The 21,419-nt window shown below is 71.4% G+C and carries 23 protein-coding genes; 5 read left to right on the forward strand and 18 right to left on the reverse strand.

Annotated features, from left to right (window positions below):
* The 4 genes from ACWDD9_RS20215 to ACWDD9_RS20230 form a co-directional block, all read right to left on the reverse strand.
* Positions 1–3,817, reverse strand: a 3,817-nt coding sequence (locus ACWDD9_RS20215) for an nSTAND1 domain-containing NTPase (RefSeq protein WP_449812204.1), incomplete at its 3' end; no start/stop codon positions are given.
* A 4-nt stretch (positions 3,818–3,821) separates the two neighbouring features.
* Entirely contained in the window at positions 3,822–4,205 is a 384-nt protein-coding gene (locus ACWDD9_RS20220) for a CU044_2847 family protein (RefSeq protein WP_449812205.1), read from the reverse strand.
* A 636-nt stretch (positions 4,206–4,841) separates the two neighbouring features.
* On the reverse strand, positions 4,842–5,102 hold the full coding sequence (locus ACWDD9_RS20225; RefSeq protein WP_449812206.1) for a hypothetical protein: 261 nt from the start codon (positions 5,100–5,102) through the stop codon (positions 4,842–4,844).
* A gap of 113 nt (positions 5,103–5,215) precedes the next feature.
* Positions 5,216–5,986, reverse strand: a complete 771-nt coding sequence (locus ACWDD9_RS20230; protein WP_449812207.1) for a hypothetical protein — start codon at positions 5,984–5,986, stop codon at positions 5,216–5,218.
* A 576-nt stretch (positions 5,987–6,562) separates the two neighbouring features.
* On the opposite strand from ACWDD9_RS20230, the gene ACWDD9_RS20235 reads away from it, so the two are divergent.
* From ACWDD9_RS20235 to ACWDD9_RS20245, 3 genes are all read left to right on the forward strand, one after another.
* Positions 6,563–6,922, forward strand: coding sequence for a hypothetical protein (locus ACWDD9_RS20235; RefSeq protein ID WP_449812208.1), 360 nt, complete (start codon positions 6,563–6,565; stop codon positions 6,920–6,922).
* Between the two features lie 156 nt (positions 6,923–7,078).
* Positions 7,079–7,510, forward strand: a complete 432-nt coding sequence (locus ACWDD9_RS20240; protein WP_449812209.1) for a hypothetical protein — start codon at positions 7,079–7,081, stop codon at positions 7,508–7,510.
* A 220-nt stretch (positions 7,511–7,730) separates the two neighbouring features.
* The gene (locus ACWDD9_RS20245) at positions 7,731–8,543 is read left to right on the forward strand and encodes an SAM-dependent methyltransferase (RefSeq protein WP_449812210.1); all 813 of its coding nucleotides are present in this window, start codon (positions 7,731–7,733) and stop codon (positions 8,541–8,543) included.
* Positions 8,544–8,609: 66 nt separating this feature from the next.
* On the opposite strand, the gene ACWDD9_RS20250 is transcribed toward ACWDD9_RS20245, so the two are convergent.
* The 11 genes from ACWDD9_RS20250 to ACWDD9_RS20300 form a co-directional block, all read right to left on the reverse strand.
* Positions 8,610–9,551: a helix-turn-helix domain-containing protein gene (locus ACWDD9_RS20250; protein WP_449812211.1), complete on the reverse strand. Its 942-nt coding sequence runs from the start codon at positions 9,549–9,551 to the stop codon at positions 8,610–8,612.
* Positions 9,552–9,653: 102 nt separating this feature from the next.
* Positions 9,654–9,902 (reverse strand): DUF397 domain-containing protein, encoded by a 249-nt coding sequence (locus ACWDD9_RS20255; protein ID WP_449812212.1) that lies wholly within the window; start codon positions 9,900–9,902, stop codon positions 9,654–9,656.
* 957 nt (positions 9,903–10,859) lie between these two features.
* Complete coding sequence (locus ACWDD9_RS20260; RefSeq protein WP_449812213.1) at positions 10,860–11,378, reverse strand: hypothetical protein; 519 nt, start codon at positions 11,376–11,378, stop codon at positions 10,860–10,862.
* Positions 11,379–11,468: 90 nt separating this feature from the next.
* A complete protein-coding gene (locus tag ACWDD9_RS20265) occupies positions 11,469–12,047 on the reverse strand; it encodes a hypothetical protein (protein ID WP_449812214.1) in 579 nt (192 codons plus the stop codon).
* Between the two features lie 4 nt (positions 12,048–12,051).
* Positions 12,052–12,513, reverse strand: coding sequence for a hypothetical protein (locus ACWDD9_RS20270; RefSeq protein ID WP_375875681.1), 462 nt, complete (start codon positions 12,511–12,513; stop codon positions 12,052–12,054).
* Between the two features lie 51 nt (positions 12,514–12,564).
* The gene (locus ACWDD9_RS20275; protein WP_375875680.1) at positions 12,565–13,131 is read right to left on the reverse strand and encodes a hypothetical protein; all 567 of its coding nucleotides are present in this window, start codon (positions 13,129–13,131) and stop codon (positions 12,565–12,567) included.
* 301 nt (positions 13,132–13,432) lie between these two features.
* Positions 13,433–13,789 (reverse strand): hypothetical protein, encoded by a 357-nt coding sequence (locus ACWDD9_RS20280; RefSeq protein WP_375875679.1) that lies wholly within the window; start codon positions 13,787–13,789, stop codon positions 13,433–13,435.
* Between the two features lie 68 nt (positions 13,790–13,857).
* Complete coding sequence (locus ACWDD9_RS20285) at positions 13,858–14,958, reverse strand: DUF4192 domain-containing protein (protein WP_375875678.1); 1,101 nt, start codon at positions 14,956–14,958, stop codon at positions 13,858–13,860.
* A gap of 77 nt (positions 14,959–15,035) precedes the next feature.
* Positions 15,036–16,073, reverse strand: a complete 1,038-nt coding sequence (locus ACWDD9_RS20290) for a DUF4192 domain-containing protein (RefSeq protein ID WP_375875677.1) — start codon at positions 16,071–16,073, stop codon at positions 15,036–15,038.
* 201 nt (positions 16,074–16,274) lie between these two features.
* Positions 16,275–17,267 (reverse strand): DUF4192 family protein, encoded by a 993-nt coding sequence (locus tag ACWDD9_RS20295; RefSeq protein WP_449812215.1) that lies wholly within the window; start codon positions 17,265–17,267, stop codon positions 16,275–16,277.
* 112 nt (positions 17,268–17,379) lie between these two features.
* Complete coding sequence (locus ACWDD9_RS20300) at positions 17,380–18,417, reverse strand: DUF932 domain-containing protein (RefSeq protein WP_449812216.1); 1,038 nt, start codon at positions 18,415–18,417, stop codon at positions 17,380–17,382.
* 447 nt (positions 18,418–18,864) lie between these two features.
* Between ACWDD9_RS20300 and ACWDD9_RS20305 the strand changes: the two genes are divergently transcribed.
* Both ACWDD9_RS20305 and ACWDD9_RS20310 read left to right on the forward strand, forming a co-directional pair.
* Positions 18,865–19,083, forward strand: a complete 219-nt coding sequence (locus ACWDD9_RS20305; RefSeq protein ID WP_117490292.1) for a hypothetical protein — start codon at positions 18,865–18,867, stop codon at positions 19,081–19,083.
* A gap of 2 nt (positions 19,084–19,085) precedes the next feature.
* Entirely contained in the window at positions 19,086–20,030 is a 945-nt protein-coding gene (locus ACWDD9_RS20310; RefSeq protein WP_449812217.1) for a hypothetical protein, read from the forward strand.
* Here ACWDD9_RS20310 and ACWDD9_RS20315 read toward each other — a convergent pair.
* The 3 genes from ACWDD9_RS20315 to ACWDD9_RS20325 all read right to left on the reverse strand — a co-directional run bounded on the left by ACWDD9_RS20315 (position 20,027) and on the right by ACWDD9_RS20325 (position 21,415).
* A complete protein-coding gene (locus ACWDD9_RS20315; RefSeq protein WP_375875673.1) occupies positions 20,027–20,386 on the reverse strand; it encodes a hypothetical protein in 360 nt (119 codons plus the stop codon). The two genes, ACWDD9_RS20310 and ACWDD9_RS20315, sit on opposite strands and share 4 nt — an antisense overlap.
* A 145-nt stretch (positions 20,387–20,531) precedes the next feature.
* A complete protein-coding gene (locus tag ACWDD9_RS20320; protein ID WP_375875671.1) occupies positions 20,532–20,867 on the reverse strand; it encodes a single-stranded DNA-binding protein in 336 nt (111 codons plus the stop codon).
* Complete coding sequence (locus ACWDD9_RS20325) at positions 20,864–21,415, reverse strand: hypothetical protein (protein ID WP_375875670.1); 552 nt, start codon at positions 21,413–21,415, stop codon at positions 20,864–20,866. The genes ACWDD9_RS20320 and ACWDD9_RS20325 overlap by 4 nt, the downstream gene beginning before the upstream one ends.
* Positions 21,416–21,419: the final 4 nt, after the last annotated feature.

Consider the following 21,419-nt stretch of genomic DNA (forward strand, 5'->3'; position numbering starts at 1 on the left):
GCCCGTCCGGGCTGAACGCCACCGACAACACGGCACCGACGTGGCCGGTGAGCGTGGCGGTGGTCTTGCCAGTGGCCGTGCCCCACAGCCGCACGATGTGGTCGGCTCCGCCGGTGGCGAGGGTGCGCCCGTCCGGGCTGAACGCCACCGACAACACGGCACCGACGTGGCCGGTGAGCGTGGCGGTGGTCTTGCCAGTGGCCGTGCCCCACAGCCGCACGGCTTCGTCGCTGCTAGCGGTGGCGAGGGTGTGCCCGTCCGGGCTGAACGCCACCGAATTCACGGTATGGGTGTGGCCGGTGAGGATGGCGGTGGTCTTACCGGTGGTGGTGTCCCACAACCGGGCGCTGTCGTCGTCGCCGCCGGTGGCGAGGGTGCGCCCGTCCGGGCTGAACGCCACCGACTTCACGGCACCGACGTGGCCGGTGAGGATGGCGATGGTCTCGCCGGTGGTGGTATCCCACAACCCCACGCTGTCATCCGCGCCGCCGGCGGCGAGGGTGCGCCCGTCCGGACTGAACGCCACCGAATTCGCGTCATTGCTGCGGTTGAGGGTGGCGACGGTTCTGATGGCGGCCGCATTCCACAGCCGCGTGCTGTCAGAGTGGCCGCCGGTGGCGAGGGTGCGCCCGTCCGGGCTGAACGCCACCCATTCCACTTCAGCGGGGAGGGAGGCGGCGGGCTTGCCGGTAGCGGTATCCCACAGCCGCACGGCTTCGTCGCCGCTAGCGGTGGCGAGGGTGCGCCCGTCCGGACTGAACGCCACCGACTTCACGGCACCGGTATGGCCCCCGGGGGTGACCGTGATCTTGCCACTGGCCGGGTCCCACGTCTGCACCTTGCCGGTGAGGGTGGCGGTGGTCTCGCCTGTAGCGGTGTCCCACAGCCGCACGCTGCCGTAGTAGTCGCCGGTGGCGAGGGTGCGCCCGTCCGGACTGAACGCCACCGAATTGACGTTGGTGGCGAGGGTGGTGAGGGCCTTGCCGGTGGTGGTATCCCACAGCCGCACGCCGTCGTAGTCGCCGGCGGCGAGGGTGCGCCCGTCCGGACTGAACACCACCGACAACCCGATTCTGCTGAGGCCGGTGAGGGTGGCGGCCCCCTTGCCGGTGACCACGTCCCACAACCACACGCTGCCGTCCTCGCCGCCGGTGGCCAGGGTGCGCCCGTCCGGACTGAACGCCACCGAACGCACGGCACCGCTATGGCCGGTGAGGGTGGCGGTGGTCTTGCCGGTGGCCGGGTCCCACAACCGCACGGTGGCGTCGTCACCGCCGGTGGCCAGGGTGCGCCCGTCCGGACTGAACGCCACCGAACGCACGGTACGGGTGTTGCCGGTGAGGGTGGCGGTGCGCTTACCGGTGGCCGCGTCCCACAACCGCACGCCGTCGTAGCCGCCGGTGGCGAGGGTGCGCCCGTCCGGGCTGAACACCAAGGACGACGCGCCCCCGGAGGCATCGAGGCGATGGCGCAAGGGGAGGTGCGCGCCGACGCGGAGGGCGAGGATGGCCTCCGGGGTGGGGCTGGCACGGTAAGCGGCGACCGCGAGGAGGGCGGCCAGATCCGGGTCGGTGGCGATCAGGGAAGCGGACTGGGCGGCGAGCAGCCGGGACTGCGCGCCCTGCTGGGCGGCGATCTCGATGCCGGCGGCGATCGCGGTCTGTTGGGCGGCGAGCGTGGCCTGCCATTGCAACAAGGCGATCCCCGAGGCGATCAGGGCGAGAGCGAGCGCGGTGGCCAGGACGATGTTGAGGCGTCGGCTGCGTCGGGCGGCGGCCTGCTGGCGGTGGCGTCCGGCCCGCAGGAAGTCCTCGAGGCCGGCCGGCAGCCGGCGGCGTTCCGACCAGTCGGTGCCTTCCGCGAGGAGGGTTCCGGAGGGCAGGTCCTGGGGATCGCGGTGTTCCTGCCAGCGGGCATGCTGGAGGCGGGCACGGTGGAGCCAGTCGTGGAAGCGGAGGTCCTGCTCGACCCATCCGCGCAGGGTGTCCCAGTCGCGGATGAGCGCGTCGTGGACCAGTTCGGCCACCGCGGTCCCCTCCGGGTCGTTGGGCCGTGTGCCCTCGTGTAGCCGGTCGGTGGTGACGATGCGGTGCCGGGCGAGGACCGCCAGGACCTCGTCGACGGCCCGCAACGTGTCGGGGGCGGCGTCGGCGGCGGCCAGCTCGCGAAGCTCGCCGAGCGGGAGCTGCTGGCGCGCCGCCGGAATGTTCAGGGAGGCGTCGGCGGGGCGTACCAGTGCTGTCAGGATCCTGCGGGCGATGTGCCGCTGGTCTTCGTCGAGTTCGCGCAGGGCGGTGTCGCACCACTCGGTGAGGGCACCGGTGACGGCGCCGATGCTGCGGTAGGCGTCGTGGGTGAGGCGGCCGTCGTGGTCCAGGCGGCGTTCCCACAGCCGGGTGAGGGCGACTTCGAGCAGGGGCAGGACGGTGACGGGCGCGTCGCCAGCGGTGCGAGGATTCAGGGCCAGGACGTCCGCGATGATCCGCTCCGCGAGGTCCGGGTCGAAGTGCGTGTCCAGGTCGCGGGCGGGGCCGGTGACGATCGCCTCCAGGTCCGCGGCGGTGAGGGTGGCGGGGACGTTGAGGACGCCCCTCGCCCGCAGCGCGGCGTCCAGCAGGTCCGGGGCCAGCGCGGACAGGCGGGAGTAGAAGTCGTCGCGCATCACGAGAACCACGCTGAGGGCCGCGTCGGAGCGGATCGCGGCGGTGATCCGGGCGAGCACTTGGAGGGCCTCGGGGCCGGCGGAGGGGGCGAGGAGTTCCTCGAACTGGTCGACGACCAGCACGACGCGGGTTTCAGGGGCCGCAGCGTCCGCCCCGCCGATGGCGTCCACTCCACCGGCGATGTCCGGCCCGGCAGTGGTGTCCGCCCCGGTGCCTTCAGCCTCGGCGCCGGGCAGGCCCGCCTGTGTGAGGGCGGCCGGCAGGGCAGGGCCCGGCCGCACGACCACGGGCCGCCAGCAGTCACTGCCCGGCAGCCGCCCGGCGGCCAACGCCGGCAGCACCCCCGCCTGGACCAGGGAGGACTTTCCCGCCCCGGACGGCCCGAGGAGCAGCACCACCCGCCGCCCCCCGGCCAGGCCCGTCAGGACCTGGCGCACCGCTTCCTCGCGGCCGTGGAACCAGCGGGCGTGCTCGGCGGCGAACGGTTCCAGTGCGCGATAGGGCGACACGTCGTGCTCGTCCAGCGCGGGCCACACCTCGCGCAGGACGGCGGTCGGGGTGGCGTAGGCGATGCCCAGGCCCCGGTCGTGGGGGTCCGGGGCGGTGATCGCGGTGAGCATCCCCACCACCAGGCCGGTCGTCTCGTCCAGAACCGGCCCGCCGCTGAACCCGGTGGTGAGGTCGTTGGCGGCGGTGAGCTGCAGCAGCTCGCCGGCGCTGTCAGCGGCGGGCAGCAGACCGCCCGCGGCGGCGAACCCGAAGTGCCCGCCCGGCGGCGCCTGCACGGGGAACCCGAAGGAGCGCACCCGGTGCCCCCGCGCGCCCGCCGCCGAGCCCAGGCGCAGCGGCGCCACCCCCACCACCGCGCGCTCCAGCCTCACCAGCGCGACGTCCTGCTCGTGCGGCTCACGCCACGTCTCCTCCAGCACCCGGCCGGTGACCGCCGGGGCGCCGGGTATGTGCGGGAAGACCAGCGCCACCATCGAACCGGGCCCGTAGCCGCCGTCCGCCAGGACGTGCGCGCACGTCACCACCAGGTCCTCGGCGACCAGGAAACCCGTCCCCACCACCAGATCGGCCCCGTCGCGGACTTGCGCGATGGCCGCCGGCACGCCACCGGCCACCCCGCCCCGCACTCCCCGTTCCACGGTCATCCGATCAGGCCGTCGGCTCGCCGTCGGCCACGGGATCACCGGCCGCGGAAACGTCCACCCCCAGACCGTCGGCCTCGCCCTTGCGCCACACCACACGCACCGTCAGATGGCAGTTGGCCGCAGTCTTCGTGATCACCACCCCGGCCTCCGTGGCGAGATCGACCCCGAACTCCACCTCCACCTCGGTCGGCCCCGCATCCCGCAACCGCCGCAGCACCGTACGCGCCAGACCCGTCACCGGCTCCAGCGCCGCCCCCAGACTCGCCGGAAGCTCCCGCACCGCGTCACCGACCCGGCCCGCCTTCACCGGCCCCGCCGCGACCTCCGCCGCCTCGACGAGAATCGAACCCCCGCCCTCCAGCGACACCCGCGCCAACTGCTGTCCCACGTCACCCCTCCCTCGACGCCGCCCCCACGGCGGCCACAACCACACCGTACTTGCGCAGACACACAGCGAAGCGGCGAACTCTCGAACAGGCATGGCCAGCCAGAGCGTTCACTGACCGGCCGCACGAGCACCATACGGTGAGGCGCGGGCGCACGCCGCCCAGGAAGCGATCTCCACGCTGTGGGGAAGGAAGTCTCGAAGTCCACCACGAAGTCCGACGTCACCGGATTCCGTCGGTTGGCCTTCGGCTCCCCCGCAACCTCCGACACACTGCTCGGAGAGGGCGTGCTCACCGCGTACGGCACCTGGATCCGGGCGCCCCCCGCCGCGAGCCCAGGTGCTGGTGGGACTGGCAGATCGGCGGCCGTGTCTTCACCCCGACCGTCTTGGTCGCCTTCCGACTGGGCAAGAACAGCGGCACCGCCAGCCGACCAGCCGGGCGACATGACCCTCCTGGCCGACGGCCTCCTCGCTCAGGTGCCCGGCCTCGCGGTCCTCCACCTCGACCACGAAGATATTGGCATCTCCGCTCTGGCAGGTGATCACCGAGGAGGACACCGTGCTACCGAGGCCGGTAGCACGCGAAGGCGCTGCCCGCGAGGCCCGGCACCACGACGGTGCCGGGCCTCCTGGTCACTAGCGGCGCTTCTTGCGCTTCCGGCGCGGGCCCTGCTTGCCGGTCGGCCGGGTGTCGACCGGACGGATGTTCAGGGGCCGTCCGGTTCGCCGCGACGGCTGGCCGGCGGAGCGGTTCCGCCACAGCTTCCACAGCCAGCGGGCAACGGCCTGGGCGGAGCTCACGGTGATGCCGACGATGAGGCGTTCGGCCAGGCTTCCTTCATTGTGACCGAAGTGGGCGAGCATGGAGTCGCCCGAGGTGGTGTCCTTGTCGGACATGGATGCTCCCTTGCGGAGGTTCATCGCAACTAGTGTTCACGGGAGTCGACTTGTCGAGTCTTGACAGCGACCAGGCGCCACAAGGGGCGGCGGGGCGCGGACCGGTGAATCCGCTAGGCGGCGAGGGCCGGGACGCGGTTGAGCGCGCGCGGGTGTGCCTCGGCGGTCGTCGGGCCGGAAAGGCCCGGGGCCCTTGGGGCGAGCGGCACGGTCAGCCGCGTGATCCCGCAAGCGACGGCGAGCGGCTCGATCTCAGGGCCACCGGGCGGGATCGGAGCCTGCGCCTCCTGCGGCCGCACCTTGGCGAACTGCCGCCGCAGGAGGAACCCGGACTCAAGGCGCGCCATCCGCTGGATGAACTGACTGGCCGAGTACCGGTGGAGCCGGCCTGCCGACTGCGGCAGGCCGTCAGGCTCGGCCTCCACCGGGGGGACGGTCACCGAAGGGCGGGCACCGACAGCGGTCTCGATCAGCGTCGTCAGGAATGTCCCCGGACTGCTGCCGCGCTCCTCCCGATGCCCCTGCAGCCGCTTCGCCTGGACGAAACAGACCGTACGGTTCGACCGCTCCAATGCGTCGTAGATGTCATAGACGACGTCGGCCGCAAGGCCGGGGTCGGACGACATCACGAAGTCGTATGTTGTGTCTAGGTGCTCGAGAAGCATCGCCTCGACGCGGCTGTTGCCGCGCTGCAGCGGGAGGCGGGGATTGTGGAACTCGGGCCCGAGGGAGGAGCCGTGGAAGCGGATGCCATCGCGAGGGGTAAAGATGCCCGCCTGGACGGGGGCGACCGGGATCTGCGCGGGGGGAGGCTGGAGGCGGCCGTGCAGACGGAAGGACTCGGCGGTGATGCCGGGTAGCTCCGTCGCCAGCCTGGTGTCCATGGCGGTCATGATACTGGGCGCGGCTTGGGAGCCGGACCATCGGCTGGACGTCCGCGCTGAGGGCTTCCCTCTGCAGCGCACGCCTTCGGCGGCTGCACGGCCCGAGGGCCGCGAGGAAGGTGGCGAGTGCGAGCAAGGGAGGAATCAGGAGCCTCGCCGGGGCTCAACTGGCAGCGATCACGGCGGAGATCGCGCGCCAGGTCGTCACCGGCCTTGGCGGGCGCCGGCGCGGTAGCGTCTCGTCGAGCACCATGTTGATCGGCAACCTGTCCGGCATGCAGTCCTACCCGCCGCACCGCCTGGGGACCGCCCCTCGTAGAAGCCGCGAGGGACAGCAGGAGAGGTCGTGGCCGACCCGCTCCGGAACCCTCGTCCCGGTGGTGGAGGGTGGCGGGCGCCCACACAGAAGGCCTCGATCGACAACCGCGGCCAGTGAGCCGATCCGCCAATCCGGCGGGAGCGTTCGTACCTGGCGGCCGGCGGCCCCTGCACCCAAACAGGCATGCCTGGGGGATTCTTGCCCGCGTTTGCACGGACACCTCTTCGACGGCTTCCGCCGCGATCGGAGGAGTAGCTTTGAGTACCGAGGCCGCAACCCGCTGTGGGGTTGCCCTGGCCGGTGTCGTTACCACCGACCAGGGCGAGAAGGCCGATCAACCAGGAGTGCTCGCCATGCTTGACCGACCCGTCTGGGATCGAGCGATGATCCTCTCGATGGCGCCCCACGCTAGCAGGGCCGTGCGGCCCGCCGTGGGACCCCGACTGCTCGCTGCGGTCTTCACCGTGCGCTTGAACGCGCTGTTGACGATCCCCGTGTTGGCCTGGGCGGTGACCACCGACGGGCCCATCGGATGGGAGCGGGCCGCGCTGATCCTGGCGCTGCTGCGGATGTCGCAAGACACGCAGGTCAGCGGATCGCTGCTCGGCCTTCACTGACCGAGTGTGCTGAGGTCCGCCTAGCGGGCCGGACGCCAGCGCGAACCCCTGCGAGCGGCCGGTGCGCCGGGACTTCCGGCGCACCGGCCGCGCTTCGATGCGTCTTCACCCGTATTTGCCCTTCTGCCGTGCCGAGTTGACGCCGGAGGAGCCGCGGTGCCACCACGCAGGACCGTCCTCACCCTCGGATACGCGGCGTTCGTCCAGCTGCGCCTCCGCCCCTACGAGCAGTACGCCCGCGCCCGGCTGGGCGATGGCGATCTCAGCCGCCGCGCGGTCGCCCGCGCCCTGCGGCGCACAGAGTTGAACTGGAGCACCGTGCTGGCGGGGGATCCGGCCGCCTTCGCCTGGCGCGTCCTTCGCGAAGCCATCACCGACGCCCTGGCGAGGTCCCCCGCCCCGGACCTCGACGATCTGCACCGCGTGCTGCCGGCACGCGCGGCCGATGCCGCGCTGCTGCACGAGCGGCTCGGCATGCCGACGGGCGCCGCAGCGGAGCTGATGGGACTGGACGAGCCGGAGCTGCACGTCGACCTGATGACCGCACGACGCCTGCTCGCCGAGAAGAGGAGGGCCTCACCGGACTAGCACCGACCGCTCACCCCTCTGGGCCCGCGCGGCCCCGGCGTCCTACGCCTGGAGGGGTGCGCGGGCGCGGTTGGTCACACGTGCCCGCGCCAGGTTTCGCCACATCGCGCCACACATCACCCATGTGAGTGGTGCCATATCGGCATGCCCGTCGATAGCATGACGATCCGTCATAGTTGTTTCGGAATTCGCGCCTTATGGCAACGCGAAGGGGGAACGCGTGAACGGATCATTACCGGACGAGATCGACGTGAGCAGGCCGACCGCGGCCAGGATGTACGACCACCTCCTGGGCGGGCGTCTCAACTACCCTTCCGATCACGCCGCTGTCGCAAGGCTGTTGGAGATCGCGCCGAGCACGAAGGAGCTGGCGCTGAACAACCGCGCGTTCCTGCGCAGGGTCGTGGAGGTCATCGCCCGCCAGTACGGGATCCGGCAGTTCATCGACCACGGCTCCGGCCTACCGACCCAGGACAACGTCCACCAGGTCGCGCAGCGGGTTCACCGGGACTGCCGTGTGGTGTACGTCGACAACGACCCCATGGTCCTGGCGTACGGCCGCGCCCTGCTGGACGAGAACCCGCGGGTCGCGGTGGTCGGCGCGGACATGACGGACACCCCCGCGATCTTCGGCCACGAGCGGTTCGGTGACCTGATCGACCTCAGCAAGCCGACCGCCGCCCTGTTCGTGTCGGTCGCACACTGCCTCAAGGACGAGGATGACCCCTTCGGCATGATCCGGAGGACCGTCGAGGCCCTGCCCGCCGGAAGCGTCATCGTGGTGTGCCAACTGGTCAGCCAGGACCCGAGGATCCGCGAGGATGTCACCCGGCTCATGCTCGACGGCACCGGCGGCCGCTGGGGCCGCGTGCGCACCGAAGCCGAGGTGCAGGCCTTCTTCGAGATCGACCGGCTCGACGTGGAGGAGCCGGGACTGGTCAACGTGACGAACTGGCGCCCCGACCGGGACGTCTACCCGCGACAGCGCAGCGACGAATGGATCGAGTACGGCGGTCTCGCGCGCATCCGCTGACCCGGTGCCGGTGCCGGTACACCCGCCGTCCCCGCACTGGCTGCCCCGTCCTACCGGCGTGCTGGGCTAGAGCCGTTCACGGTGCCACTCGATCGCGTCCCGGATCAGCTCGCGGCTCTTCTCCCGGCCCGGTGCGCGAAGAAGCAGGTCGTCCAGGACTTCCTTGTAGTCCTCGAACTCCGCCGAGCTGTCCTTCCGGTCCGGGTAGTAGTAGTAGCTGCTCTGCGGGCCCTGCTCGACGTAGATCAGTTCGGGCACGGCCCCCGGGGTGTCGAAGACCAGCCTGGTCACGTTGGTGAGCTGGAACGCCAACGGCAGCTCGATCGGGATGATGCGCACGCCGACACCGGCCGTCTCGGTCCACTCCGTCAGTATCTCCATCTGCCGCATCATGACCTCGTGACTGCCCACCGCCCGGTAGAGGGCGGACTGGTGCGTGAAGAACACCGCCCGCACGCCGGCCGCACGGAAGTCGCGCTGCCGTTCCAGGCGCGCGTCTACGATCTGCGCGACCCGGTGCTGCCGACTGCGCACCAGTGTGGCTTTCGTGACGGCCACCATGTACGGCTCGGTCTGCAGCAGGCCGGGGACGACGTGGGCGTCCATGGAGATCATCAGCGTCGCGCGGCTCACCATCCCGGACAGGCGGCGCAGCGCCTCCGGCTCGGCGTCCCGGTGGAACCCTGGTTGGCTCCTTATCGAGGCCGCGTGCGCAAGCTCCATCAGCCGTGCGTGCTCCGGTCCTCGCCGGAACTCGAGGACGTTGAGGATCTTCGCGATGTCACCGGGGTCGTTAAGGCGACGTTGACCGCCTTCGATGCGGCTGATCTTGGATACCGACATGTGGGTGCGTGACGCGACCCACCCCTGCGTCCGGGAGCCGCGCAAGGCCCTCAACTCGACACCGAGCTGAGCGGCGGGAATGCTCCATTCCGACTGGTCCTGTTTGTCGGACAGGGAATTCGGACCGGCGTTCGGATGCCCGCCATCAAACAAGCTAGCGGCCACAGGGCCCCCCTCGCGGAAAACTGAGCAGACTACGCTCAGCTTTCCACACGGGAGGCCCTGTCGTCATGTCGGGGTGCCCTTTAAGCGGGAAACCCTATTGGATCAGGCCGCGGGCCCGTCGAACTCGCCCTCCTTCGCCCCGTCGACCCACGCATCGATCTCGGAGGCGAGGAAGATCAGGGCCGGCCCGTCCGGGTCTGCGCTGTTGCGCACGGCCGTACGCCCGTCCGCCAACCGCCGCATCTCCACACAGAGCCCCTCCTCCTGGCTCCGCCGGCTCTTCCGCCACGGATGGGGGGATTCGATGCCGCTCGCCGGCATCCCGTTGCGGTAGCTCTCACTGTCACCCATAGCCAGCCTCCTCTTGTGCGAACGGAGCCCACCCGACCATCTGGTCATACTTTTCAGGAAATCCACAGGCCAGCAGCCCATGCAATCCCACGTGCAATTTGCCCCGGGCGAGCGAAATGAATCATTGCGCCTAAAAATCGAACGGCGCCACTCCCCAATTGGGTGACATTGAAGCGAGAATTAATTAATAATGATCATCGTCTGGTCTGACTCATTCCATATGGCGCCGGGAATGGCTCACAGATTTCTGGCGTGACAGAGGACGCGGATCGGCCCGATAGCCCGCTCGACCTTCGGCGGCACAGGGCTTCCCGATGCCGGCCGCTGGTCGCATCCCCCGCCCGCTACGAGGCGAGGCGCGCGGTACAGCCCCGGGCCGACCCGTGTTCACGGGCCGCGACGCTTCGCACCAACTCGGCCGCGGTCAAGAGAACTTCGCGCTTCCCGCCAACTCGGCACACCGCCGCCGAAGGCCCGGGCCATCAGTACGCTCCCACACACTCCGCTCCCCTCCAGTGCCTGGCCAGCTGCATGGGGCGCCCGTCGGGCAGGTGGATCGTCCACTACGCCCAGGACATGTCTGTCAGTTCAGGTCGGGTACTCCAGGCGACCAGGTAGCCGTGGTGTTCGGCGAGCCCTCCGGGGCCGGGTCGGACGACCAGAAGATCGAGTCGTACAGGCGGCATACCGGTCGCACGACGGAGGGCTGCTGCCTCCCAGCCCGGTCGGCGTTGACCTCCGGGATCGCCGATCTCCGAGATGGAACGGCGCAGGGTCCTACGCTGGCGTGAGGCCGGAATCGGCTTCCGCTCGGCCTGCCGGCGTACCGCGCCCCGGCGCTGGACGCCCTCGACGTGGCACGCGCAGGTCCGCATCCACCACCCAGGGCCCAAACGGCACCACGCTCGCGACCGGGCAGGCGGCAACCGGGCCGAGCAGCGGCTCGGCGCGCCGGGCCTACGGTTGGTGGTAGCGGGCCGGGTCTGCCTGACGGGCCTGGAGATCAGCGGAGTTCACTGGGCGCGCCTCGATGGGGGTCGGTCTGCCCAGGCGTCGCCCCGCGTCGGTCTCGTGCGCGAGGTGTGTTGCGGGGAGGGCTGGGAGGTCAGGCCGAGGCCGGGGACCGGCGGGGAACACAGGGCGGGTCGCACCGGTCGCGCGGAGCATGTCCGCAAGCCGTCGCGCAGCCTCGTCGGGCATCGGCAGCTCCCGGCGGCGGGCCTTGCCCGGATCCAGTTCGACGGCTTCGCCGCCGGCGTCCGCGGCCTTCAGGCCTGCGATCTCCTGCGTGCGCACACCCTGCAGGACCAGACCGAGGACACGGTCGGTGGAGGTGCGGGAGGCCCGGTCGACCTTCGCCTTCGCCACTCGGGCCGGGAGGATCAGCGGGTCCCGCTCGACCTCGGTCTCGCCCTGGTGTCGCGCCCAGCTTCGAAGTGCCTCTTCCACCCGCTGCCGCGCATCCTGGCCCGTCATGCGGTACACGCTACCTGTATCGCGTGCTGCATGGCGCTGGGTCCGGTCCACGCGGCCCGCCAACTACCCTGGGACCGTGCGGGCTTCGGATCACTCACCGGCGGCGAGCCAGTGGAGCCGGCCGTCCTTGGCGTAGGTCCGGCACGTCAGGGCCACGCCCGCCGAGGACGTCACGGTGGCGCCGGCTTCCCGACACTTACGGTGCGGCTCGTTGCAGCTGCCCTTCTTCTTCCCCGCCGTCTGGGCGCAGTTCTCGGTGTCGTGCGCCTCCCGCCCGGCGGGCGAGAGGTTGTCGTAGTTGCTCCCGTCGTGCCGTCCGGGAGAGTCGCTGCCCGTGGTACCGGTTCCGGCCGCCGTCCCGGTTCCGGCACGCTTGGTCGGCGAGGCGACCATCGCGGGCGGAGTCGGCTTGGCTGTCGCCGTCCTCGGTACGGGCGGCGGGACCGGCACGGGCAGGGCCGACGCGGTCGGCGAGGTCGGCGAGGTCGGCGGCGGCAGTGTGGGTGGCAAGGCCGAAGTCGCCGGCTCGATGGAGGAGACCGGCGCCGGGGACGAGGCCGTGTCGGACCCGCCGGGCCCGCATGCCGCAGTCGTGGCGAGGAGCAGAGCCACGGTGGCGACAGCCACCGCCTTCGGCATGGTGCGTACGCTGATCTCAAGGCGGGGCATCAGGCTAGTCTAGGCAACCGGTGATCTTGGCCTGCTGGGCGGCCTGGCTCAGAAGTCTTTTGAGGAGAAGACGGCCCGGACGGTGGCCTGCGAGCTTGATGACCGGCAGGTGCGCCCCGAGCAGCACGGCGGGCAACAGGCGGTCCGCCTTCGTCAGCCAGGACGGTGTGGCGGTCAGCGCGGGGGCGCGGCGCCACAGCAGCGGCGGGGTCGGGTACCGGTGATCGCGGGGGTTAGCCCACAGGGCGTGGATGCGGTCGGAGGCGAGGGTTTCCTCGAACTCGATGGCGGCGGCCTCGGGGAACTGGGTCCGGGCGTGGGCGGCGAGGAGTTCGTAGGCGGTGGCGGCGACGCCTTGCTGGGCTTCGACCTCGCGGAGCAGAGCGGCCTGGAAGCTTCGGCTGGGGTCGGTGCGCCGGTAGGGGGTGGGCCCAGTCGGCGCGAGGATCGGTCGGGAGGTCGGCATGGCGGTCCTGGGAGGGGTCGAGTCCGGGCCGGTTCGCGGCCCGGCCGGGCGTCAGTTGGTCGCGTGCAGCATGCGCTTGGAGAGGTCTGCGATGCGGTCGGTGAGCGCGACCGCGGCACGGGCCTGAGCGGGCGTGTGAGGGTTGTCGCGCGAGCAGTGCTGGGCGAAGCCCCGCGCGATCTGGGTGAGTTCGAGCATCGCCACGGGGTCGTGGGCCGGGATCGTCAGGCTCCAGCTGGAGGCGTCAATGCGGTGCGGGACGCCGGCGCGGTAGGCGAGCAGCACCCGGTCGGTGGATGCGTCCCCGGTGAAGTCGTCGGGCAGCTGCCCGTTTTCGGTCAGCCAGTCGCAGAACGGGCCGGGCAGGGTGAGCGTCCACCGGCTGGTGGCGGGGGCGTGGTTGGCGGCCTGCTCGGCGTAGGCGTGGGCGTAGCCGAGGTGGCGGGCGGCCTTCGGGGTGCCGTGGGCTTGGAGTGCCCAGTCGTAGCCGCAGGCGGCGTGCTGGTGGTAGCGGCGTGCGGTGGGGCCGAGGTTGGTGTCGGCGGCGGCTCGGCGGTGCCGGTCGCGGGCGGCCTCGACGGTCTCGGCGGTGGTGGGTTTCGGCGGTGGTGTCGGCATGACGGCCTTCGGTCGGGCAGGCATTCCTGCGACGGGCTGGGGGTGGCGGGCCGGTGATCGGCTCAACACCCCCAGCCTCCCGGCCGTCGGCCGTCTTGGGCACACCAACTCGTATGCGTGGAAGGTGATTTGATCATCTCAGTCCGGACCTGGGTGGTCGCGGTTCCCACCCGCGCGCCACGGCCTCCGGGGGCGAGGCTCCTATCCCGGTGAGGGCCTGCCCCGAGCCCGTCACACCGCTCAGCCATCCGTGGCCTCGGCGGCGCGGAGAGGTGCGTGGCGCTCGTTTGGCGAATGCCGGTCAGCCGCTCGCCTTGGCCGGCGGCGGCACCTCTACGATGCGGCCGAAGGCGGCGCCGATGCGCAGCGCGAGGATCGCGTTGCCGTGGGCGTTGGCGAAGCCGCGGCAGATGGCGCCCTTCGTGCCGGGTGGGGCGAGGGCGGGCAGGGTCGAGTGGCAGACGATGTGCCCGTCGGTGGCGAGGGCCCTGGTGGCGAGTTGCCGCACGCGGCCGGGGGCGAGGTTCATCAGGTTGCCCGGGCGGTAGATGCAGGTGTCGCACAGGCGGGCGAGGACCCGCACCTCCCTGGTGGCGGGGTCGGCGACGGCCGGCGCCGGGTCGTCGTCGGGCTCGGGCTGCGCTTCGCCGTCGTTCACGGTGTCCTCCTGGTCGTCGCGGAGCTCCGGGGCGGGCGTGCGGTGCCCGCCCGCCCCGGACCGGGCGGTCAGTTGTCTCGGCCGCGAAGGCGGGCTTCGCGCTCCTCCCGGAACTCGTCGGCGATCTTGTCCACGGAGCCCGTCATCACGAGTTCTTCCATCAGGAGCCCGGCCAGAAGGTAGCGCGGGTCGGCGGTCCTTGCCCGTTCGAGGGCGATGAGCGCGGCCGGGACTTCTCCGGCGACGGCGGCGGTGAACGCCGCGAGGGTCAGGGGTGCGGCGACGAGGGTCGTGGTGGCGCTGGCGCAGCGGCGGGCGAGCAGTGCCCACAGGTCCCGGGCGCGCGGCAGTTCCTTCGGTTCGATGTATTGGAGCGCGACGTCCCTCAGGGGCCGGTGGCTCAGTGCGACGATCAGTTCTGCCGTCTGGTTCGGGGTGAGGTCCTCCAGGGGGGTGCCGTCTCCTCCGCCGAGCAGCAGCCGGTCGAGGATCGCGGTGAGCCGTTCGGTCTCGGCGTCGAAGCTGGTGGCCTGTACGCGGGCGGCGCGCTCGCCGACGGCGTGCAGGATCGCGGCGCGCTGGGCCGCCGCATCCTTCCCGGTGACGGGTTCGAGGGAGGCGGCGATCGCGGCTTGGCTGGGCGGTGTGGGGATGCCGACGGCGCGCGCGTTCATGGTGACCACGCCCGGGTTGTCGGGGCCGTCCACGGGCATGCCCTCGTGCCGGTAGTTGGGGTTGTCGTGGTGGTACACCCACCAGTGGGTGGGGGTGACGAACATGGCGGCGAGGGTGTCGATGCCGTGGGTCTCGGCGGACAGTAGGAGCGCGGTCGCCACCGTCCGATGCCGGGTCATCGCGGCGTGGCCGTCGCCCGCGTCCTGCTGGCGCGCGCACAGGTACACGAGGATGGCGGCCGGACCCGTGGCGAGCTTCTCCAGGCGGTGCAGCGTGCTGTGCATCATGCTGTGCGCGGCCTCGTTCGGGTCGTCCTTGGCGTTGGGCAGATCGAACTTCTGGCAGAACAGCGGGCGATCGTGCAGGGTGTCGTGGACGAGGACGAACACCATGCCGTCGGGGCCGTCGGGCTGGTAGCTGAGGAGGTAGGGCAGCACTTCGACGGCCTGGGCGGGGCTGCGGACGTCGAATACGGGCACCGTGTTGATGGTCAAGGGGGTTCTCTCCGCTCGCGGTTGGTCTGGGGGGGGTGGGTCAGGGGCCGCTCGGCGCGGCCCCTGCCGGGGGCGGCTCAGCCCGTGACGGGGCCGGACCGGGTGGCGCGGAGTTCGCGGAGGTGTTCCCGCATGTGGTCGAAGGTGAAGCCGGTGTTCAGGATGTGCAGCAGGAACGTCGTCAGTTCGGCGTCCGGCAGGCAGCGTTCGGCGGCCTGCAACGCGAGGCGGGCCGGGGCGTCGTCGTCGATTGCCCATGTCGTGAAGGCGTAGAGCCCGAGCGGAGCGGCGGCATGGTCGGTGTAGGAGGCGGGGCAGCGGCGGGCGAGGGCCAGCCACAGGCTTCGCGCGGCCGTCAGCTCGTGGTCCTCGCAGTGCAGGAGTCCGGCGTTGACCACGTCGGGGTACTGGAGGACAAGGAGCAGCCGGGCGGCGAGGGTGTCGGGGATGGCCTTGGCCTTCTCGGCGTCCGGGATGAGGTCGGCGATGGTGTCGACCAGCAGGGCGATCCCGCTGTCCACGACGCTCTGGTGGCCGTCGGAGCGGATCTCGGCGTGCATGGCGCGTACGGCGGCGTTGAGGGCGGCTGTGGTGGTGGCGGCCCGGGCCCCGGTGGCGGGCTTCAGGGATGTCAGGACGTCGGCGCTGCGGGGAAAGCCGGTGGCGTCGAGTTCTGCGGGCGGTTGAGGGATCGGGCGTCCTTCGCTGGCTCCGGTCGTCAGCATCGGCCAGTAGTGGGTGCGGGTGACGTACAGCGTGTCGCTGAGGTCGAGGTCCTGGTCGTGGCACGCGTCCCGGAGGTACTCGGCGATGGACTGGTGGACGAGGCGGGACTGGGGCCCGTAGTCCGCGTCGGCCGGATCGGGGCAGATGTAGGCGACGAGCTTGCGGGTCGGCACGGTGGCCGAGGACCTTTCCTGGTAGTGGTCCACGAGTCCGCGCGCGACGGGCCGCCAGCGCGCGGGGTCGGCGGGCAGGTCTGTGCGGAGGATTCCGAGCGGTTCATTGTCCGGGGTGATGCCGGCGATGACCACGCTGGCCTCGGGGTGGAAGCCGAAGAGGTGCGGCAGCAGGTGGACCAGGTGGTCTTCGGTGCTGTAGGGCTGGTGGGTCATGGGTCCCTATCAGGGTTGGTCCGGATTCGCGGTCCGGAGCGGCAACAGAAGGAGACTTCCGCCTTCTTTCTTGACTTAAGTCTATTTGAGGGCGCGCCCGTTGGGCACACCCCAACTCCCCCGACTTGGGGCGCAGTCGGAGCCGGGCCCGGGTGCCCGCCCCCGCAGGGACGGGCGCCCGGCGCCACGCACAGCCCCCGACTACTCCTCGCGATCCTCACGAAGGGCTGCCCTCAGCGCCTCCGCCACACTGACCGGCGCACGGACGACCTGCTCCAGCTCGGCCCGGAAGACCAGCCCCAGCAGCACCTGCGCCTCCTCGTCCCCCGGCTTGACCTCCAGCGCGAGGAATGCCGCGCCTGCGGCCGCCGGCACGTCGCCGTCGAGCAGCAGCGCGATGCCCAGCAGGGTGAGCGGCGCGGCAGCCATGCGGCGGTAAGGGTCGACGCACAGGCGGGCGACGCGCGACCACAGCGGCGCCGCCCTCTTCACCTCCTCGGGTTCGCAGTACGTCGAGGCCGCGTACAGGATGTCCCCGTTCTGGACCACGAGGAGCAGGCGCACCGCCTCCTGATCGGTCAGGTCCTCGACGTCACGACGACCGGTCAGCACGGCGGCGAGCAGCGGCTTGAGGCTCCGCTTGGCGGCCTCGTGGCCGGCTTCCAGCTCGCGCGCGAAGGCGCGCACGGCGTCGGCCACCACGTCTGCGACACCCTTCGCCCCGACTGCGGGACCGCCGTCGGCCGTCTGCCGCGCGGCAGCGCGGGGCGTTCCCGGACCGGTCTCACCGATGGACGGAAGACCCCACCACTGGGTGGGAATGATGAACTGGCTCGCGACGACGTTCAGTCCGCGCTGCTCGCACACGATCAGGAGGTTGAGCCACACGGCGTTGTAGGGGCGGACATCCTTGAGGCCGTGGCCGTCGCGGGCGTAGATGAGCAGCGCGACATCGCGCTGCCCGCGGCCAGTGGCGGGCATCCCGGCGATGTCGCCGATGAACGCGCGGGCGAAGGCCGACGAGCGGGCCGACCCGTACCGGCCCTCCGGGATGTCCGCGAGGTAAACCCGCAGGGGGTCGCCGAACTCGACGACCGCGATCTGACCGGCCGGTTCGCGCCCGAGCGCACCGGCCACGAAGTCGGCCGGGTCGGCCGCCTCGATGGCGACGGGCGCGTTGTTGCTGTCGGACATGGCGGTTCCTCGTTCCAGGGAAGGTGGGGCCGCGCCGGCGGGCGGCGCGGCCGAGGCGATGTGGAGCGGCTGGCGGTCGACCGGGGGCTCGCGGGCCCCCGGCCGCCGGGGGTTAGGCCGCGAGCAGCAGGGCCTTCGCCGTGTCCTTGAGCGGGTTCTTCTGGTCGTGCAGCAGGGTGGTCATCGCGAGGTTGGCGCGGTGCTCCTGCTCGGTCAGGGCCTCGGGGGCCTTGACGGTGCGGAAGTAGTCCTCGAACTCCACGACGGCCTGGAGGGCGGCCCAGCGGGTGCCCCGGATGTTGTCCTGGGTGTCGGCCTCGGCGAACAGGTGGTGCAGCCGGTCCCGGCGCTCCTCGTGGGCGGCGACGATGTGCTTGCGGGCGCCGCCGCCCGGGGCACCGAACAGCCCGGTGATCAGCTTGTCGAACTCCTGGTTGGTCATCGCCTGCCGGTAGAGGACGGTGACCTCGGCTTCCAGGGCTGCGGCGTAGCGCTCGGTGAAGCCGAGGGCGCGCCGGGCCTCCTCCAACCGGTCGAGGGCGTCGATGGTGTGGCGGACCTTCCACACGCGCTGGGCCTCATCGACGGCGAGGTCGAGGGTGTTGGTGCACACCGCCCGCACCGGGGTCTCGACGGCGACGGCGGCGGAGCGGCCGTCGTGGCTGTTGGCGAACAGGGTGTACAGGTCGATGCGGTCGGCCGCGCCCTCGGGGTCGATGGTGATGCTCGGGGACTTGACGGACATGAAGACGACCCGGCCGCCGTCGAGCGCACCGGCGGTCTCGTAGGTGACGTGGCCGCCGCCGACCAGCTCGTCCAGGAAGGTGAAGGCGTCGCGGTTCTGGATGGGGGTCCAGGTGTTGCCGACGAGGCCGCCGACCCAGTCGCCGGTGTCGGTGCGGACAGTGGCGAAGCGGTTGGGGATCTTCTTGCCGAGCTTGCCCTTGTTCATCGGCAGGATCGGCAGCTTCTCGACCTCCCAGTCCAGCTTGGCGAGGTGCAGGACCTCGTCGCTGGTCTTGGCATCCTCGGTGACGGTGCCGAGGCCGTGCCAGGCGGGCTGACGGTGGGAGTAGAAGGCGGCCTCGCCGGTGGTGTTGTCGATGGCGCCGAGGTCGGCCCGACCGGTGATGACGTCGCTGTCGCGCATGGGGTTCTCCTGTGAGGTCTGCCCGGATTCGCGGTCCGGACTGGCAACCAAGCTGACTTCCGTCTGCTTTCTTGACCTCAGTCTATTCGTGGGCGGGCGCCCTTGGGCACACCCTTCGAGGCACGAAGTTCGGGCAGTTCCCGCACCGACCGAAAGCACCGAACCGACGTCTCGACCCTTACGTCACCGACGACCGTCAGCGCCGAACGGGCACCGAGACGCCTGGACAGAAACAGATCAAATTCGCGGAAACCAGCAGGTCATCACACCGAAGCTCATTCCTCGACTGCTTGACGTCGACAGGGTCCCCATCCCGAACGGAGTAGCGCAACAACTCGCGAAGCACGGAGACTCATGGTGTAACCGGCCTCCACCGCCGCCGAGTTGGCCCACCCCCGCACGGGGCGTCAAAGCCCCCTCCACGCCCCTACTCAGAAGGAGATCCGCATGAAGTCCCTGCCCGCTCCCGCCGCTCTCATCACCCACGCCCACCTGGCCGGCCCCGAGGCCGCGCTCCTGGTCGTCCTGATCCTGGCGCTCGCCACCCTGGCACTGACCGGAACGCCAGTGCCGGACGCGCTGACGGTGGTCGCGACCGCCGCCTCGACCGGGCTGCTCACCCGCCGGCACCCGGGCGGCAACCAGCTCGACGGACGGGGTCGCTGACCTTGGGTCGCCACGCCAACCCCGTTCCGGCGGGCACCAACCCGCGGCTGCGGGCGCTCGCCCTGGCCCTGCGCCGGATGAAGAAGGCCAGCGAGCTCACCTACGCCGGCCTCGCCGCGCGCACTGAGGCTCTCGGCACGCCCAGGGGAGCCGCGACCCTGAGCCAGGCCGCCGCCGGCCACCGGCTCGCCCGGCTCGACACCGTCCACGCGTTCGCCCGCGCAGCCGCGGACCCTGCGGACACCAAGGCCCAGCACCAGGCCGCGCAGGACATCCGCGACCTGTGGCAGGCGGCGGCCATCGGGCGCGCTGCTCCTCTGGCCTCCGAGCGGGCCCCGAAGACCGAGAAGTACCAGCCCAGACGGACCTTGGACAACCTGGCGCTGGGGCTGCGAAAGATGCGGGCCCGGGCAGGTCAGCCCACGCTCAAGGCCCTCCAGGACCTGTCTGAAGCGGCCGGGCACCGGGTGGCGAAGAGCACGATCCACCTCATCCTGGCCGGGCGCGTCTTGCCGACCCGGGAGCAGCTGGCCGCGCTCCTCACCGCTTTCGACGCCGCCGCGGGTGCCGGTCGGAACGCGGTGCGCAGCCAGTGGAAGTGGATGGCGCTGCGCGACTTCATCGAGTCCCGGACCCGTCCCGCCGCGCCTGTTCGCGTCACCGGCTACGGGTGCGTGGACGGCTTCCTCGACACGGTGTTGGAGAGTCAGCAGCGCAAGGAGGAAGTCCTGCGGAAGATCGGCAAGCTCGCCAAAGACGAGGACGAGGACGAAGACGAGGGCGAGTACCGCCTCGGCGTCGTCACCAGCCGCATCCCGTGGGAGTACATGGACGACGACGAGCTGGCCGCGATGCAGGAGGCGGCCCACGAGGCTCTCGAGACCGACCTGGCCCGGCAGGGCAGCCGCGACCTTCTCGCCGAGCTGCGCGCCCTGGCCGGCGGCTAGCTGCTCGCGCGGCGGTTGCGCAGCTCCAGTCCGGCCTGCTTGGCGTACCGGGTGACGAGGGCGGGGGACAGCCCGGAGGCGTCGGAGATGCGGTAGACCGGCACGGACCGGTCGGGGTAGGCGGCGAGGACCCCCTCGAGGCGCATCTCGCGCATGGCGGTGGCGGTGTCGTCGATCACCGTGAGCGGGTCTCGCAGCTGCTCCAGGAGCGCCATCGGCTCCAGGCCTGCGTCCTTGACGGCCTCCAGCGCGGCCTGGAGGTCCTGGACGACGGCGGCGAGTTGTTCGCCGGGGCTCGTGGCGGTGCGGCGCGTCTTGCTGCGCTTCGGCGTCGCGGCCGGCTCCTTGCCGCTCATCGGTGCTCTCCTTCGTGCTGTGGTCCAGCCGGGGCCGGGGGTCGTCTATGTCTACCAGGGGCTGCGGGGGCTGGCGAACAGCGCGGCGTGCCCGCGCCCTGCGGGGCAGGGCACGGGCACGGACGCGGGGGCACGGGTTCGGGTCCTACAGCAGGGTGCCGATCGCATCGACGGTCAGTTCGACCAGCAGGCGGGCGGCGCTCTCGCCGGGCGGCTGGTGCACGCGCTGGGTGAGGTGCCCGACCACGATGACGCGGTCGTTGGCCCGCAGTGTCTGCGCCGTCTTGTACGCGAGGTCCCGCCAGACGACGCAGCGCACGGTCAGCTGTTTGGTCTGCGGGTCGCGTGGCTGGCCGGGATTGGCGAGCTGCGGGCGCTGTAGCAGGGTGAACTTCGCCCGGGCGTGCGTGCCGGGCTCCTCGTAGAAGTCCGGGTCGCGCAGCAGGCTGCCGATCAGGGTGACGTGGTTGGGGAGGTTCACCGGCCACCGCCCCGGTGCGCGGCGTCCAGCTCGCGGGGGTCGGTGGCGGCTGCGGCGTCCAGGCAGCGCGCGATGCGCTGGAAGTGGCGGGCCGTCTCCATGGGGTGGGCGTCACGACGCGGCCACCGCGGCAGGTCCCCCAGAGGCAGGGCGAGGCGGTGGGCCTCCTGTCGGAGGCTGCCCACCCAGTCCGGCACTCCGAGGGGCAGCGCGCCGAGGCGGTGACACATGCGGCCGAGGACGAGGTGGTCGGAGTCCCCGCGCCACGACCACAGTTCGGGGCTGGCGGTGTCCTTGAGGAACCACCCGAGCTCGCAGGCGAGCCGGTCGCGGTTGCGAACAGCCGGGTCGCGGCGGTCGAGGCGGCCGTCGCACCACGACAGGTGGGCGAGGCCGGGTCCGACCGTCTGGGTGGGGTCGAGGCCGGCGCGCCCGATCGAGGCGTCGATGGCGTAGTAGGAAGCGCCGTCCTCGCGCAGGAGGGCGATGCTCACCGGGGTGACGGTCTGGCCGTCGTCCCGGTAGGTGGTGGCGATGAAGACGCGCATGGGT

This window comes from Kitasatospora sp. NPDC001119, from assembly GCF_053598475.1.